Annotated in this window: 12 protein-coding genes; 8 read left to right on the top strand and 4 right to left on the bottom strand. The window is 60.1% G+C overall.

What is annotated here, in order from left to right:
- Positions 1 to 280 precede the first annotated feature (280 nt).
- Complete coding sequence (locus tag CYR55_RS09895; RefSeq protein WP_101815983.1) at positions 281 to 1,570, top strand: HAAAP family serine/threonine permease; 1,290 nt, start codon at positions 281 to 283, stop codon at positions 1,568 to 1,570.
- Between the two features lie 63 nt (positions 1,571 to 1,633).
- On the opposite strand, the gene CYR55_RS09890 is transcribed toward CYR55_RS09895, so the two are convergent.
- Complete coding sequence (locus CYR55_RS09890) at positions 1,634 to 2,854, bottom strand: serine hydrolase (protein WP_101815982.1); 1,221 nt, start codon at positions 2,852 to 2,854, stop codon at positions 1,634 to 1,636.
- A gap of 164 nt (positions 2,855 to 3,018) precedes the next feature.
- Complete coding sequence (locus tag CYR55_RS09885) at positions 3,019 to 4,062, bottom strand: isopenicillin N synthase family dioxygenase (RefSeq protein WP_101815981.1); 1,044 nt, start codon at positions 4,060 to 4,062, stop codon at positions 3,019 to 3,021.
- A 204-nt stretch (positions 4,063 to 4,266) separates the two neighbouring features.
- On the opposite strand from CYR55_RS09885, the gene CYR55_RS09880 reads away from it, so the two are divergent.
- Positions 4,267 to 4,611 (top strand): GlpM family protein, encoded by a 345-nt coding sequence (locus tag CYR55_RS09880; protein ID WP_101815980.1) that lies wholly within the window; start codon positions 4,267 to 4,269, stop codon positions 4,609 to 4,611.
- 110 nt (positions 4,612 to 4,721) lie between these two features.
- Positions 4,722 to 5,375 carry an HAD family hydrolase gene (locus CYR55_RS09875; protein ID WP_101815979.1) on the top strand — a complete coding sequence of 218 codons (654 nt, stop codon included), beginning with the start codon at positions 4,722 to 4,724 and terminating at the stop codon, positions 5,373 to 5,375.
- A 3-nt stretch (positions 5,376 to 5,378) separates the two neighbouring features.
- On the opposite strand, the gene CYR55_RS09870 is transcribed toward CYR55_RS09875, so the two are convergent.
- Positions 5,379 to 6,305 (bottom strand): LysR family transcriptional regulator, encoded by a 927-nt coding sequence (locus CYR55_RS09870; RefSeq protein ID WP_101815978.1) that lies wholly within the window; start codon positions 6,303 to 6,305, stop codon positions 5,379 to 5,381.
- Between the two features lie 180 nt (positions 6,306 to 6,485).
- Here CYR55_RS09870 and CYR55_RS09865 point away from each other — a divergent pair, with 180 nt between their 5' ends.
- The 4 genes from CYR55_RS09865 (at position 6,486) to CYR55_RS09850 (ending at position 10,970) form a co-directional block, all read left to right on the top strand.
- The gene (locus CYR55_RS09865) at positions 6,486 to 7,895 is read left to right on the top strand and encodes a M20 family metallopeptidase (protein WP_101815977.1); all 1,410 of its coding nucleotides are present in this window, start codon (positions 6,486 to 6,488) and stop codon (positions 7,893 to 7,895) included.
- Complete coding sequence (locus CYR55_RS09860; RefSeq protein ID WP_101815976.1) at positions 7,892 to 9,157, top strand: MFS transporter; 1,266 nt, start codon at positions 7,892 to 7,894, stop codon at positions 9,155 to 9,157. The genes CYR55_RS09865 and CYR55_RS09860 overlap by 4 nt, the downstream gene beginning before the upstream one ends.
- 440 nt (positions 9,158 to 9,597) lie before the next feature.
- On the top strand, positions 9,598 to 10,305 hold the full coding sequence (locus tag CYR55_RS09855; RefSeq protein WP_101816148.1) for a phage antirepressor KilAC domain-containing protein: 708 nt from the start codon (positions 9,598 to 9,600) through the stop codon (positions 10,303 to 10,305).
- Between the two features lie 431 nt (positions 10,306 to 10,736).
- A complete protein-coding gene (locus tag CYR55_RS09850; protein ID WP_101815975.1) occupies positions 10,737 to 10,970 on the top strand; it encodes a hypothetical protein in 234 nt (77 codons plus the stop codon).
- A gap of 256 nt (positions 10,971 to 11,226) precedes the next feature.
- Here CYR55_RS09850 and CYR55_RS09845 read toward each other — a convergent pair whose 3' ends face one another.
- Positions 11,227 to 12,357 carry a PQQ-dependent sugar dehydrogenase gene (locus CYR55_RS09845; protein ID WP_101815974.1) on the bottom strand — a complete coding sequence of 377 codons (1,131 nt, stop codon included), beginning with the start codon at positions 12,355 to 12,357 and terminating at the stop codon, positions 11,227 to 11,229.
- 260 nt (positions 12,358 to 12,617) lie between these two features.
- Between CYR55_RS09845 and CYR55_RS09840 the strand changes: the two genes are divergently transcribed.
- The gene (locus CYR55_RS09840; protein ID WP_101815973.1) at positions 12,618 to 14,084 is read left to right on the top strand and encodes a TrkH family potassium uptake protein; all 1,467 of its coding nucleotides are present in this window, start codon (positions 12,618 to 12,620) and stop codon (positions 14,082 to 14,084) included.
- The last annotated feature ends 929 nt before the right edge of the window (positions 14,085 to 15,013 follow it).

The following is a 15,013-nucleotide window of genomic DNA, read 5'->3' as shown; positions in this document are numbered from 1 at the left end:
CTAAGAAACCTCTTATGGTGCATTTGCGAGAACGATCACGGACGTTTTCACCAGGGATCGCTATTGTGGCGCGCTCTGATTCCCTGAGAGAGATAATATCAGGAGAAAATATCGCATTGAGGGACTGACTCTTGTCTCTGTCGGGTGATGACGGCATCATGCCGGACAAAAATGGGCAAAACCGCCGGTTGACAAAAGAATATTTTTTAACCAGCCTCGCCTGCGGGCGGGCTGATGCCGGGGAGCCGGCTTTCTCTTAACGTGTTCACGCGGAGGCACTATGGACACTACACAAACGGGTACGATCATTTCCCCTGCCGACAGCGGGGCGGGCTGGCGCAAAACTGACACTATGTGGATGCTCGGCCTGTACGGCACCGCCATCGGGGCCGGTGTGCTGTTTCTGCCGATCAACGCCGGGGTCGGCGGCCTGATCCCGTTAGTTATCATGGCGCTGCTGGCCTTCCCGATGACCTACTACGCCCACCGCGGCCTGTGCCGGTTTGTGCTCTCCGGTAAAAACCCCGGCGAAGACATCACCGAAGTGGTGGAAGAACATTTCGGCACCGGGGCCGGTAAGCTCATCACCCTGCTCTATTTCTTTGCCATCTACCCGATTTTGCTGGTTTACAGTGTGGCAATCACCAACACCGTAGAGAGCTTCATCACCCACCAGTTGCAGATGACCGCCCCGCCGCGCGCGCTGCTGGCGCTGATTCTGATCGTGGGGCTGATGACCATTGTGCGCTTTGGCGAACAGTTCATCGTGCGGGCGATGAGCATCCTGGTGTTCCCGTTTGTCGCGATCCTGATGCTGCTGGCCCTGTACCTGATCCCCAACTGGAGCACCGCGCTGTTCCAGAACGTCAGCTTCTCGGCGGCCGAGGGCAGTAACGGCCTGTTGATGACCCTGTGGCTGGCGATCCCGGTGATGGTATTTGCTTTTAACCACTCGCCGATCATCTCCGCCTTTGCCGTCGCCAAACGCAACGAATATGGCGAAGGGGCCGAACGCAAATGCGCTTCCATCCTGGCGCGCAGCCACCTGATGATGGTGGCCACGGTGATGTTCTTTGTCTTCAGCTGCGTGCTGAGCCTCTCGCCTGCCGATCTGATGGCCGCCAAGGCGCAGAACATCTCGATCCTCTCCTACCTGGCGAACCACTTCCACAACCCGATGATTGAGTACCTGGCACCGTTCATCGCTTTTGTCGCCATTACCAAATCGTTCCTCGGCCACTACCTCGGCGCGCGGGAAGGCTTCAACGGGCTGATGATCAAATCATTGCGCAGCCGGGGCAAAACCGTGCCGGTGAGCCAACTGAACCGCGTGACCGCGCTGTTTATGCTGGTGACCACCTGGATTGTCGCCACTCTGAACCCCAGCATCCTCGGGATGATTGAAACTCTGGGCGGCCCGGTGATCGCCATGTTGCTGTTCCTGATGCCGATGTATGCGATCCAGAAAGTGCCGGCGATGCGCAAATACAGCGGTGCCGCCAGCAACCTGTTTGTGGTGCTGATGGGGCTGGTAGCGATCTCCGCCATCCTTTACAGCCTGTTCGGCTAAGCGCTGAGACAAAAAACAGGCAACAAAAAAGAGCGCCGCGGCGCTCTTTTTTTATTCCGGCCATCAGGCCTTGTCTTTGTCCCCGAACCAGCCGCCAAACCAGCTGCTCAGTTGCATCATCACCCGGTCCCACAGGCGGCTGATAAAGCCCCCTTCTTTGACTTCGGTCAGTGCCACCAGCGGCCGTTGCTCCACGACCTTGCCGTTCAGCTCAAAATTGATGGTGCCGACCACCTGGTTTTTCGCCAGCGGCGCTTCCAGTTGCGGCTGGTTAAGTTTAAAGCTGGCCTTGAGGTTTTTCATCTCACCGCGCGGAATGGTAATGGCAGCGTCCTTCGCCACGCCCAGCGCCACCTCGCTGGCATCCCCAAACCAGACCCGCTGGCTGACGAACGGCGCGTCCGCTTTAATTGGCGTCGCGGTTTCATAGAAGCGGAAGCCCCAGGTCAGCAGCGTCTGGCTCTCATTAAAGCGGATGCTGTCACTTGGCGCGCCCAGCACCACGGAAATCAGCCGCATGCCGTTGTCGGTGGCGGACGACACCAGGTTATACCCGGCGCCGGAGGTGTAACCGGTTTTCACCCCATCCACATTCAGGTTGGTGCTCCACAACAGGCGGTTGCGGTTCACCTGGCGGATGCGGTTAAAGGTGAACTCTTTCTCTTTGTGCAGGGCGTACTCGTCCGGCGTGTCACGGATCATCGCCTGGGTGATCAGCGCCATATCACGGGCGGTGCTGTACTGCCCCTCCGCATCCAGGCCGTGTACCGTCAGGAAGTGGGTATTCTGTAGCCCCAGCGCCTGCGAATAGGTATTCATCAGCCGCACAAACGCGTCCTGGCTGCCGGCCACGTAGTCCGCCAGCGCGATGCTGGCATCGTTGCCGGACTGGATCACAATCCCTTTGTTCAGCTCAGAGACCGGCACGCGGTCGCCCGGCTTCAGGAACATCAGCGACGACCCGCGCAGCGCCGGGTTGCCGGTGGCCCAGGCATCTTTGCCCACGGTGACCATGTCATCCGGGGTGATTTTTTTCGCTTTGATCGACTGGCCGATCACGTAACTGGACATGATTTTGGTCAGGCTGGCCGGGTCAAGCCGGGTATCAGGGTTAGACTGCGCCAGGATCTTGCCGCTGTTGTAATCCATCAGCACATAGGCCTTGGCATTGATTTGCGGGGCGACCGGGGCATCAGCGGCCCCCGCGGGGGCGGCGGCAAGCCATAGCACCGCAGTACTGACGCCGGTAACGGCGCGCAGAGAGACGAGGAGAGAATTGTTCATCAGCGGATCAGCGTTTCCATTCAGACAATTGAAAAGACTTACTCTTTCAATCAGATCGTGTTGTACCTGTGGTGCAAACCTAGCATTTTTTTTACCCGCTGATAAACCTTCTCTATGTAAAGTTTTCATCCTCCGCACGTTTCTTAACGGAAATTTCCGCGATCTTATCCCCGGCGCGCCCTGATCTGCCCGCCGGCCCCGGTTTCATAATGGCGTGCCGCCACATCCGGGTGCGAGCGCAGCCGCCCTTTCAGGTAATTCCAGCCGACGTCACGCAACAGCGGGTTCAGCGGGTCGCTGGCCGGGCCGTGCGCCTGCGCGGCAAGGTGCGGCGGCAAAGGGTAAACCGGCACCACCGAATCGAGCCGCGCCCCCAGGAAAAACGCCAGCGAGAGGCGGTCATGGCGCGCGGGCGGTGTTTCAACCCGGTGCACGGTGGCACGCAGGAAACCGTTGGTGGCCAGTTCCAGCAACTCACCGATATTCACCACAAAGGTGCCCTCAACCGGGGCTGCGTCAATCCAGTGGCCCGGTGCGGCCTCCACCTGCAAGCCGCGCTGGCTGTCTTGTAACAGGAAGCTCAGGAACCCGGAATCTTTGTGCGCGCCGACACCCTGGCTGCTGCCGGTGTTGTCCCGGCCGGGGTAGCGGATAAGCTTAATATGCTCATTCGGCAGGTCACCATACAGGGAATCAAAGGCGTCCGGCGGCAGTTGCAGCGCCTCGGCAAAGGCACGCAGCAGGCGCAGTGCCATCTGCGTCATCGCCTGTTGCCAGGCGAGCAGCGCCGGTTTCAGCGCCGGCAGCGCCGCAGGCCACTGGTTCGGCCCCTGCAGCCGCGCCCAGGCGGGGCTTTCCGCGGTCAGCGGCAGCGCCGGGCGCTCAGCCCCGATGTCAAACTGCTCGCGCCAGTCTGCCTCGCCGCGCGTGAGTTCGGCGGCAGCGCGGTTATAGCCCCGGAAGTGCGGCGAATGCAGCATGCTCACCGCCTGTTTTTCCGCGTCCGGCAGGGCAAAAAAGTCCCGCGCCAGCTGCTGTACCCGCGCAAGCAGCGCCGGGTCAACGCCATGGCCGCTGAGGTAAAAGAACCCGACGTCGCGGGCGGCATGGCGCAGCTGCTGTAAAAAGGCGCTGCGCGAGGCCCGGCCCTGGGTGAACTGGGCAAAATCAAGCAGCGGCAGGCGGCGGGCGGGTGGGCTTCGGGTCATCTCAGGCTCCTGCGGTCAGGGCTGCCGGGGCGGCAGGCAAGGCTCCACGCTAGCACCGCCACGGCGATTGCCGCTAATAACCCTGTGTTCTGGCTTAGACCCGTTTGTTTTTACGCCGTGCGGCGGGGCCGTCACCACGGAGGATTGACCCGGCCGCCCTGCTGCGGCATGGTGTGGCTCTTTTGCTTAGGAATTGAACACGTTATGGGCTTGTTTCTGAAGGCTGCCATCGGGGCGCTGGTGGTGGTGCTGATCGGCATGTTATCGAAGACCAAAAACTACTACATCGCCGGGCTGGTGCCGCTGTTCCCCACCTTCGCGCTGATCGCCCACTACATTGTCGGCAGTGAACGGTCGATTGAGGCGCTGCGCACCACCATTATTTTCGGCATCTGGGCGGTGATCCCCTATCTGGTTTATCTGGTGTCGCTCTGGTTTTTCGTCGGTACATGGCGGCTGCCGCTGGCACTGCTGGCGGCGGTAGGCTGTTGGGTGGTGGCCGCCTGGCTGCTGATCCAGCTCTGGAACCGCTGGCACGGGCAGGCATAAACCGGCGCTGTCGTCTGGGTGTCACTTTTCTGATTTAGCCTGAGACTCCCTGACGCAGCGGCGCCTGGCGGCTACGCTGTGAGAAGCCCATGCTGACCCGGAGACACGCCATGGATTTAGCCCTGTTCGATCTTGACGAGACATTGCTGTGTGAAGACAGTGCCACCCTGTGGCTGCGCTGGCTGGTGTCACAGGGCTTTGCCCCGGCAGAGCTGGTGCGCCAGCAACCGGTATTGCTGGAAAAAGCCCGGCGCGGGGCGCTGGCCGGGGAGGATTACCGGCTGGTGACGTTGTCGCCACTGGCCGGGCTGAGCTGCCGCACTGTGTCCGGCTGGGTGGATCGCTTCATCCAGCGGGACATCCTGCCGCGCATCTACCCGGACGCCCGCCGCCAGCTGCTCTGGCACCGTGAGCGTGGGGACTACATCATCATCCTGTCAGCCAGCGGCAACCATCTGGTCAGCCCGATTGCGCGGACGCTGGGGGCGCACCAGGCGCTGGCCCCGGACGCCGGGGTAGAAGACGATCGCTTTACCGGCGCCCCCCACCCGGCCACCGCCCACCATGACCATGCACAGCGGGTCGAACACTGGCTGGCGGGCTGGGGCGGCGAGCCGTTCCGGGCGCTGCACGGCTACAGTGATTCAATTCATGACCGGGCGCTGCTGGAGCGGGTGGATCACGCCAGTGTGATCAACCCCACGCCGGAATTGCATGCGCTGGCCAGCCGGCGCGGCTGGCAGGTGCGTGCCTGGCAGCGCTGACCCTTACGCCAGGCTGAAATCATGCCGGAAGGCCGCGCTCTCCCTGCTCACTTCGTCTTGCAGGAACGCCAGAAACAACTTCAGGGCGGCAGGCTGGCGGAGGCCGGCCTGCGTCTGGATCTGTAACGTGCGCTGGCTGAGCTGGCCGACCTGCAAATCCCGCAGCCGCACGCCATCCTGCCGGGCGCGGAACAGTACCGAGAAGTGGCTGCACACGCTAATCGCCTGCGGCGTATTAAGCATAAACTGGTAAAGCGCGGAGAAGTTATTGCAGCTGAGCGTCGGCTCCAGGAAGGTGCCGCTCATCCGGCAGGAGAGATCAAACAGCTGGCGGATGGTAGTGCCCGGCTCCGGCAATGCCAGCGGATAGGGGTGCAGGCTGGCGAGATCCACCGGCCCCTGCGCCAGCGGATGGTCAGGCCGCATCACCAGCAGCACCGGGGCCGGGAACGCGGCCACCACCTCCACCCCGCGCTCCGGCGCCAGGCAAAACTGTAATGCCACATCCGCCTCACCGCTGCGCAACGCTTCCGACACCTCCACCGCCGGGCTGACCACCAGGTGAAACGTCACGGAGGGTGTCTGCGCCCGGAAACGCGTCAGTAAAGTGGGCAGCAGGTCAAACGCCATGCCGTCCGTGCAGGCAACCCGGATCAACGTGCGGCGCACCGCCCGCAACCCCTGGATCTCCGCCACCGCATACTCCATGTCACGCATACTTTTGCGCACATGGTTCTCCAGGATTTTCCCCGCATCATTTAACACCATCCCCCGTGCATGGCGCTCAAACAGCGGCGCGCCGACCTTCGCCTCCAGCCGCTGGATCTGGCGGCTGATGGCCGACACCGCCACAAACAGCTGCTGGCTGGCTGCGGCCAGAGAACCGCCATTGGCGACGGCTAGAAAATAACGGATTTCGGTGCTGTGCATACGGTTGCCCCAGGATGATGCATGCCTCAAAAGTGGGCACCCCAGCCTTATAATAAAAGCAACGTGCGCTTGCAATTATTATTATTGCGGCAACCCTCGCGATTGGTTTAGATGGAAAGGCATAACACATCTTCTAAAAAATACGCCTCCTCATAAAAACTCGCGCAGACAGGGAAAATGATGACAGCTCAAGACGCAGTAACCCAGGCACTGGCCTGGTTCGACAGCGGTGCATTCCGCGACACCCTGGCCCGGCGTGTGGCCTACGCCACCGAAAGCCAGCGCGATGACCGCGACGCGGTACTGGCCGACTATTTAAGCCAGGAAATCGCCCCGCCGCTGGCGGAGATGGGGTTTTCTTTGCAATGGCTCGACAACCCGGAGGCGGCAAACCGGCCGTTTTTAATCGCCACCCGCATCGAAGACCCGGCGCTGCCGACCCTGCTCTGCTACGGCCACGGTGATGTGGTGACCGGCGACGCCGAGGGCTGGCGTGACGGCCTAACCCCCTGGGCGCTGGTGGAGGAAGGGGATCGCTGGTATGGGCGCGGCACGGCTGACAACAAAGGCCAGCACAGCATAAACCTGGCGGCGCTGGCGCAGGTTTACACTGCCCGCGGCGGGAAACTGGGCTTTAACTGCAAGCTGCTGTTTGAAATGGGCGAAGAGATCAGCTCGCCGGGGCTGGCGGCGATCTGCCGCAGCCACCGGGAAGCGCTGCGCGCCGATCTGTTTATCGCGGCCGACGGGCCGCGCATGAGCGCCGACCGCCCGACGCTGTTCCTCGGCTCCCGCGGCTGCGTGAATTTCCGCCTGAGCGTCACGCCGCGCGAGCGTGCCTACCACTCAGGCAACTGGGGCGGCGTGCTCAGCAACCCCGGCACCCGGCTGGCGAATGCCATCGCCGCGCTGGTGGATGCGCGCGGTGCGTTGCAGGTCGATGCGCTGAAGCCACCCGCCCTGACCCCGGCGCTGCGGGCGATCCTGCGTGAACTGGAGGCCGGCGGCCAGCCGGGCGACCCGGCAATCGATGCTGACTGGGGTGAGCCGGGGCTGACGCCCGCCGAGCGGCTGTTTGGCTGGAATACGCTGGAGGTGCTCAGTTTCCTGACCGGCAACCCGCACCAGCCGATGAATGCCATCCCGGCGCAGGCCACCGCGGTTTGCCAACTGCGGTTTGTGGTCGAGACCGACTGGACACAGTTAACCCATCACCTGCGCGCCCACCTGGACGCCGCCGGTTTCCCGGATGTGGCCGTAGAGGTGATTCGCGGTACCCCGGCTACCCGGCTTGACCCGGCCCACCCGCTGGTGGAGTGGGCGCTCGGCATTATGCAGCACGCCAGCGGTAAAAAACCGGCATTGCTGCCGAACCTCGGCGGCTCACTGCCGAATGAGGTCTTCGCGGAGATCCTTGGCCTGCCGACGCTGTGGATCCCCCACTCTTACCCGGCCTGCGGCCAGCACGCCGCTGACGAACACCTGCTGAAACCGGTAGCGCGGGAAGGATTACAGATCATGGTCGAATTGCTGTGGGCGCTGGGCGAGGCGGACAACCCCCTAAGCCTGACACAGGAGGTGGCACCATGAGCGCCACCCTGACGCTGCACGCCGCGCGCCCCAGCCTCTACAAAACCCTGTTTGCCACCTGCATCGGCAATGCGCTGGAGTGGTTTGACATCGCGGTTTACGGCTTTTTCGCCGCCTACATCGCCCATGCGTTTTTTCCGGCGGCCGATCCGGCTGTGTCGCTGCTGCTGGCCTTCGGCAGTTTTGGCGTCTCCTTCCTGATCCGCCCGCTCGGTGCGGTGGTGCTGGGTGCCTATGCGGATCGCGCCGGGCGCAAGGCGTCCCTGCTGCTGTCAATCAGCCTGATGATGCTGGGCGGGCTGATCATCGTGGTGATGCCGTCTTACCAGAGCATCGGGCTGGCCGCGCCGCTGCTGGTGCTGCTGGCCCGGCTGATCCAGGGCTTTTCGGCCGGGGGCGAGTTCGGCAGCTCGACGGCTTTTCTGGTTGAGCACTTCCCGGAGCGGCGGGCGTTTATCGCCAGCTGGCAATTTGCGACGCAGGGGGCCAGCACCCTGCTGGCCTCGCTGTTCGGGCTGGGGCTGGCGGCCTGGCTGACGGAGCCGCAGATTCAGGCGTGGGGCTGGCGGGTGCCGTTCGCTTTTGGCTTGCTGATTGGCCCGGTGGGGCTCTACATCCGCCGCCACCTGCATGAACCGGTGACGCCGGCAGAAGCGCCGCGCACCGCCTCCCCCCTTAAGACGCTGGCGCGTGAGCAGAAAGGCCGCTTCTTTATCGCCATCGGCCTGATGGTGGTCTCGACGGCGGTGAACTACCTGCTCAACTATGTGCCGACCTATGCCACCAAAACCCTGCACCTGCCTGGTCAGGCGGCCTTCAGCGCCACGCTGATTGCCGGGATCATCCTGACGGTGGTGACGCCGCTGATCGGGCTGTGGGCCGAACGCATCGGCCGCCTGCCGCTGATGTGGGGATCGCTGTTGCTGCTGCTGGTCACGGTCTGGCCCGGTTTCTGGCTGATGACGCATAACCTGTCGCCGCTGTCGCTCTGCCTGCTGATTGGCTGGATGGCGCTGCTGAAGTCCGTTTACTTTGCCACCGTGCCGTCACTGATGGCCGATCTCTTCCCGGCCGCTACCCGCGCCAGCGGCATGGCCATCAGCTATAACGTGGCGGTAACGGTGTTCGGCGGCTTTGCGCCCTTTATCTGTACGCTGTTGATCACCTCCACCGGTACCCCGCTGGCCCCGAGCTACTACCTGATGGCGGTAAGCCTGCTGAGCGCCTGTGCGTTGCTGCGTGCACAACGGTTGCCGCGCTGATCCCACTGCCCAGGGAAGGGCAGTTTTTCTCCTGCGTTGAATCCGGGCGTCTCCCTGCATCCGGACGCTTACAGGTTTACAAGAAGCTCCCCTTCTTTCCTGCGCATTATTCACGCTTTTCCCCGTCTGTTTACTGCCCGGCGGTGGGTGGCTCCGTGGCCGGAATTTCCCACGGTGGCAGCCATAAAAGTATGTTGTAACTATCAATGCCCCCAGCTTATACACATCTTATGCCACTCTGGCGGCTCCAGAGGCGGGCAAGCGCAAGCCAGACTTTTTTCAGGCCGCCACCCCTTGTGCCACGCGGGCTGCGGGAAATTTGCTTATTTTTCGCACTGTTAGTTACGCAAAGAAAACACTGGATATATCCACAGGTATGCTGTATATTTATTGAACTCCTGTGGGGAGACGTAGCGTTCTGACATTGAGTGGTGAAAGTGATGATGATATCCGCAGCGGGTTTTGAAACCCTTCATCAAACGGTCTCAATGAGCAGCCGGGAACTGGCTGAACTGACCGGAACCTCGCATGGCGAGGTCAAGCGCCTGATCAAAAGCCTGGAGACGGCCCAGCGTGTGTCGCAGCCTTTGCGCACCGCGGATTATGAGCGCGATGGGGAAACTTTTCAGGAGTACCTGTTGAACAAGCGTGATTCGCTGATGGTGGTGGCCCGCCTGTCGCCGGCCTTTACCTCGGTGGTGCTGGACCGCTGGCAAGAGCGTGAACTGACCCACGATCTGCCGGACTTTACCAACCCGGCGGTGGCCGCACGTGCCTGGGCGGAAGAGTTTGAGCGCCGTCAGGCGATGGAAAAGCAGATCGCCCTCATCGCCCCGAAGGCAGACTTTTTTGACCGGTATGTCACCGTTGAGGGCACGCTGGGCTTCCGTCAGGTGTGCAAGCTGCTGAAGGTTAAAGAGACCGATTTCCGCCAGTTCCTGCTGGAGCGCCAGATCATGTACCGCCTGGCCGGTGCCCTGACGCCTTACCAGCAGCATATTGATGCCGGGCGTTTTGAGATGCACTCCGGCACCGGTGAAAACAGCCACGCCTTCTCGCAGGCGCTGTTTACCTCTAAAGGCGTGAAATGGGTCGCTGACCTGTGGGCCAGCAAAGTCACCCAGACTGCGCGCGGTGCCGCTGCCTGACGGGCAGTGGCACGGTATGCGCCCCGTTTCCCGGGGGCGGCGTTGCCGGGGTGGTTTCTGTCGCTGTTTGTTGTTTGCTATTAATTGTACGCGCTATTGTGGGGCTGACGCAGGTGGATGCGCCTTTCCGCCGGCCGGCCCCGCTTTTTCTTGCGCCGTTCTTCGCCTTCGCGATTTCCGGTATTGATTAATTTCGCCGTAAAATATCTGTGCTATTTTTTTACGCGTGTACAACTTCCTGTTAGTTATTATTTTCAGCCAGTAATATTCTTGCATAATTAATCCCGCCTTCTTAATAATCCCCGTTATTTTCGAAAATTAAAAACGTTAAGAGGGTCACAATTTGTAGTCGCACCCGTTTATTTGTTTTAACGCCTCCTCTATTTTTTACATTCCTTTTCTCCTGCTACATATTAATGTGAGGCACTGTTATGGCGCTCTACAAATATGAGAACTTTTTGCAGCAGTCCCGTGTTGCGGCTTTTGATGTGATCTACGACCCCGGGGCCACGGTGGTGTACCCGGGTATTTATCGCTGCACCTCGTGCGGGGATGAGATTGCCGTCGGCAGCGGGCAACGCCTGCCGGAGCTTAACCACCGGCAACACTATGGCTCGGTGCCGGTGCGCTGGCAGTTACTGGTCTATCCGCAATTACGTTCCTGACGCCATACCAGTCACACATATCTTTATATCAGCCTTTCTGTCCTTACCTATTTATCATGATGATTTTCGCAACATGCATTAATTAAGAGAATGGCATTTGGGCTTTCAGAATCACGCTAATTATGCGGAAAAATAAAATCACCGGGTGGTGTTTCACCCTATAAATTTATTTTTAATGGGTATTATCCATTCGTATAATAGCGCTCATGACAATGAAGTTATAAAGGGCATGCCTGTATATGCCCTTTATTCAAGCTTATTGTTCGCCTATCCGCAATAATTTCCCGTTCTCTGCATCCGTTAACAGATACAGGTAGCCATCCGGCCCGACCCGCACCTCACGGATGCGCTCTTTGCGGTCGCTTAGCAGCCGCTCCTCATTGACCACCTTGTCGCCGTCCAGCGTCAGCCGGATCAGTTCCTCCTGTGCCAGCGCCCCCACAAACAGGGAGTGTTGCCAGGCGGGGAAGCGATCGGCGTTGTAAAAAGCCATGCCGCTCACACCAGGCGATTTTTTCCAGGCGTACAACGGGGGTTCAGTGCCGGGGGCGGTTTCCCCTTTCGCTTCAGGGATCGGCAGGCCGGAGTAGTTGATGCCGTGCGTTGCCAGCGGCCAGCCATAATTTTTACCCGCCTGCGGAATATTCACCTCATCACCGCCGCGCGGGCCGTGCTCGGTTTCCCACATCACGCCGCTCCAGGGGTTAAGCGCCAGCGACTGCGGGTTCCGGTGGCCATAAGACCAGATTTCCGGCCGCGCATCGCGCCGGGTGACAAACGGGTTATCCGCCACCGGCTGCCCTTCCGGCGTCAGGCGCACAATTTTCCCCTGTAACAGCGAAAGCTTCTGGGCGGTCGGCCGCTGGTTATTTTCTCCCAGCGTCATGAACAGGTGGCCTTGCCGGTCAAACGCCAGCTTGCCGCCGAAGTGGTTACCGGTAGAGAGTTTGGGCTGCTGTTGGAAAATGCGCCGGAAACCGGTGAGCTGGGTGAAGTCATCCGAGAGCCGCCCATACCCCAGCGCCGTACCGGCCTTGTCTGCCTCTTCGCCGCTGCCCTGCTCCGCATAACTCAGGTAAACGCGGCGGCTGGTGGCGAAGTCGGGCGCGGGCAGCACCTCCAGCAGGCCGCCCTGTCCCTGGGCCCAGACCTGCGGCACCCCGCCGATGGGGGCAGACAGCCCTTTCCCCGCCTGCCAGCGGCGCAACTGGCCGCCACGCTCGGTGATCAATGCCCCCTGGTTGTCCGGCAGGAATGCCAGTGACCAGGGGTGATCCAACCCCTCCTGCAATACCGTCACCCTGGGGGCCGCCGCTAGGGCAGACAGCGAGGCAACATTCAACAAACAACAACTCAGAAACAGAGCAGAAACACGCGGCAGCGGCATCGGGGTATCTCCATGTTAAGGTGTCAGTTAAGGGTAGATGATGGGGGTTATCGCGCCCTTGTGCGGCGGGCAGCTTTACGTTTGCTGACATTCCCGGTAGGGTGCGCCATTCAGATCTCCGCAACCGGGAAAATCAGGCTACGCTGTAATCAATTTGTTGCGGGGCTGTGCAGGAAACGTGCAGAAACCTTTTTTTTACACCTTTTTTACGGCGCGACAGGTATCCTTTCCTGCGAAAAGTCAGACAGATGAGAGAGTAAATGGTCAACACATCACAGGCGAAGGTCATCATTCATTTATGCAGTTATCTGATTGTCCTTTACGGGCTGACGCTGGCCATTCCGCTGCTGTTTGCGCTCTACTTCCGCGAACGCGCCGAGATTTTTGCCTTTTTATATACCCTGATTATCTGCCTGGGTGCCGGGCTTATCGGCTCGTTCCTCACCCGGAAAAGCCCGCGGCATAACCTCGACCGGAAAAACGGCTTTTTGCTGATCCTGCTGTTGTGGGTGATTTTTTCGCTGATAAGCGCCCTGCCGCTGCTGCTGAATGAGGATATGCACATCCGGCTGGTGGATGCGGTGTTTGAGGGGGTGTCGGGCATCACCACCACCGGCGGCTCGGTGCTGAGCAACATTGATGCGCTGCCGCGCTCGATCCACTATTTCCGGGCGCAACTGAACTTTGTCGGTGGGCTGGGGGTGATCATCCTGGCGATCGCTATTCTGCCGCTGTTGGGCGTTGGTGGGCTGAAGATGTACCAGTCGGAGATGCCCGGCCCGATGAAAGAGGAGCGCGTGACGCCACGGCTGGCGGACGGCGCGAAGAACCTCTGGTTTGTCTACCTGATGCTGGGGGTGCTCTGTACCGTGGCCTACCGGGTGGCGGGGCTGAGCTGGTTTGACGCGCTGTGCCACGGTATTGCCACGGTGTCATTGGGCGGTTACTCGACCCGGGGTGACAGCCTGGGCTACTACAATAATGACGCGGTGGAAGTGGTCGCCGGGGTGTTTTCGCTGCTGTCGGCGGTGAGTTTCACCCTGTACTTTTTTGCGTTGAAAAAGCGCAGCGTGATGGTGATTCTGCGTAACCCGGAATTCCGTTTCTTTATCGGGCTGGCGGCGGTGGTGATTGGCATTACCTGTTTTGAGCTGTACCGCGTCAACCATTTCACGCTGCGCGAGTCACTGGTGCATGGCTTCTTTATGGCCTCCTCGGTGATGACCGATAACGGCCTCGCCCCCAGCGACTACGGCAGCTGGCCGCAGCATGTGATTATGCTGCTGATGCTCTCCAGCTTCTTTGGCGGCTGCATCGGCTCGACCTGCGGCGGCATTAAGATTTTCCGTATTTACGTGCTGTACCAGCAGTGTAAAGGTGAGATTCACCAGATCCTGCGGCCCAACCAGATCAAGACCATCAAGATGGGCACCAGCCCGATTGACGACCGGATTGTGAAGTCAATCTGGGGGTTCTTTATTCTTTATATTTTCTTCACAGTGGTGCTGACCTGGATTCTGAACAGTATGGGGTATGACATGCTGACGGCGTTTGCCACCGTGGCGGCCTGTATCAACAATATGGGGCTGGGTTACGGCGCCACCGCCACCGGCTTCGGCACGTTGAATGATGGTGCCAAATGGCTGATGTGTCTGGCGATGCTGCTTGGGCGTCTGGAGATTTTCCCGGTTATTGTGTTGTTTTCGCGGAATTTTTGGCGATATTGATGCTAGTCGCCCTGGCATTCAGGAGGCTTTTTCTGCGGCTCCGCTGCCGCCACCGGGCGTGAAGTGGCTTGTTTCGGTTGCTGATATCTGCTTATGCAGCCGAGTTTAAGCGGGATCGAGGTTTGTTGCGTTGGCATACGCCTGTTGTCTTTCAGCGGCCCCGCTGCCGGGCGTGAAGTGGATTGTTTCGGTCGTTCATATGCGCTTATGTAGCTGGGCTTAAAGGGGATCGAGGTAGGTTGCGTTGGCATACGCCTGTTGTCTTTCAGCGGCCCCGCTGCCGCCACCGCGCAAGGGGCGCGTAAGCGCCCGCCCCTTGCATCCCCGCGCCTTGGGTGGTTTGGCTGAATCATTGCCCGCTCTCGCGGGTGACCCTCATTTCGCCTCCGGGCTAATCGGGCCGCCGCAGACACGCTCCCAGCGTGGCTGCGACTCTCACGGGCATCCATGCCCGTTCGCCCGGCCCTGCGGCTCCATTCGGCAATGATTTTTACGCCCCCACCCCCTCTGCAAACCAATGAGTATGTGAGGAAATAGTAGGTGGGAGATTTTATAAGCGTGATGTGTGCTCTTTCCACTCTGCATTTTCATGTGATAACGATTTTAAGCCTGAGCCAATAACAACAAAGTCCTTATCTACTCTTTCCTTACATAGCCAAGGATTTGCAGAGGAGGTGGGGGCATTAAATTATTGCCGACGAGGACGCAGGGCCGGGTGAGCGGGCAGGACAAATTGGCCGGGAGCCAATTTGAACAACGCAAAGCGTTGGCCCCGAAGGGGTGAGCCCCATGGATGGGGCGAATAATTCCGCGAGAGGGACAGCCACGCTGGGAGCGTGTCTGTGTAGTGGCTTAATAGATTTAGACACGCTCAGAGGTTATAACTGACATAACTAATGAGGTGATTATATGAGCGGCCGGACATTTAC

The sequence above is a fragment of the Chimaeribacter californicus genome (assembly GCF_002858675.1).
GTDB lineage: Bacteria > Pseudomonadota > Gammaproteobacteria > Enterobacterales > Enterobacteriaceae > Chimaeribacter > Chimaeribacter californicus.
The sequence above is the reverse complement of the archived record's forward strand: the minus strand, read 5'-3'. Positions and strand labels throughout refer to the sequence as shown.

Coding starts and splice junctions, on each gene's coding strand:
- CYR55_RS09890 (WP_101815982.1), bottom strand. CDS start 2,854: ATGAACAATTCTCTCCTCGTCTCTCTGCGCGCCGTTACCGGCGTCAGT.
- CYR55_RS09845 (WP_101815974.1), bottom strand. CDS start 12,357: ATGCCGCTGCCGCGTGTTTCTGCTCTGTTTCTGAGTTGTTGTTTGTTG.
- CYR55_RS09840 (WP_101815973.1), top strand. CDS start 12,618: ATGGTCAACACATCACAGGCGAAGGTCATCATTCATTTATGCAGTTAT.
- CYR55_RS09870 (WP_101815978.1), bottom strand. CDS start 6,305: ATGCACAGCACCGAAATCCGTTATTTTCTAGCCGTCGCCAATGGCGGT.
- CYR55_RS09855 (WP_101816148.1), top strand. CDS start 9,598: ATGATGATATCCGCAGCGGGTTTTGAAACCCTTCATCAAACGGTCTCA.
- CYR55_RS09875 (WP_101815979.1), top strand. CDS start 4,722: ATGGATTTAGCCCTGTTCGATCTTGACGAGACATTGCTGTGTGAAGAC.
- CYR55_RS09895 (WP_101815983.1), top strand. CDS start 281: ATGGACACTACACAAACGGGTACGATCATTTCCCCTGCCGACAGCGGG.
- CYR55_RS09880 (WP_101815980.1), top strand. CDS start 4,267: ATGGGCTTGTTTCTGAAGGCTGCCATCGGGGCGCTGGTGGTGGTGCTG.
- CYR55_RS09885 (WP_101815981.1), bottom strand. CDS start 4,062: ATGACCCGAAGCCCACCCGCCCGCCGCCTGCCGCTGCTTGATTTTGCC.
- CYR55_RS09860 (WP_101815976.1), top strand. CDS start 7,892: ATGAGCGCCACCCTGACGCTGCACGCCGCGCGCCCCAGCCTCTACAAA.
- CYR55_RS09865 (WP_101815977.1), top strand. CDS start 6,486: ATGACAGCTCAAGACGCAGTAACCCAGGCACTGGCCTGGTTCGACAGC.
- CYR55_RS09850 (WP_101815975.1), top strand. CDS start 10,737: ATGGCGCTCTACAAATATGAGAACTTTTTGCAGCAGTCCCGTGTTGCG.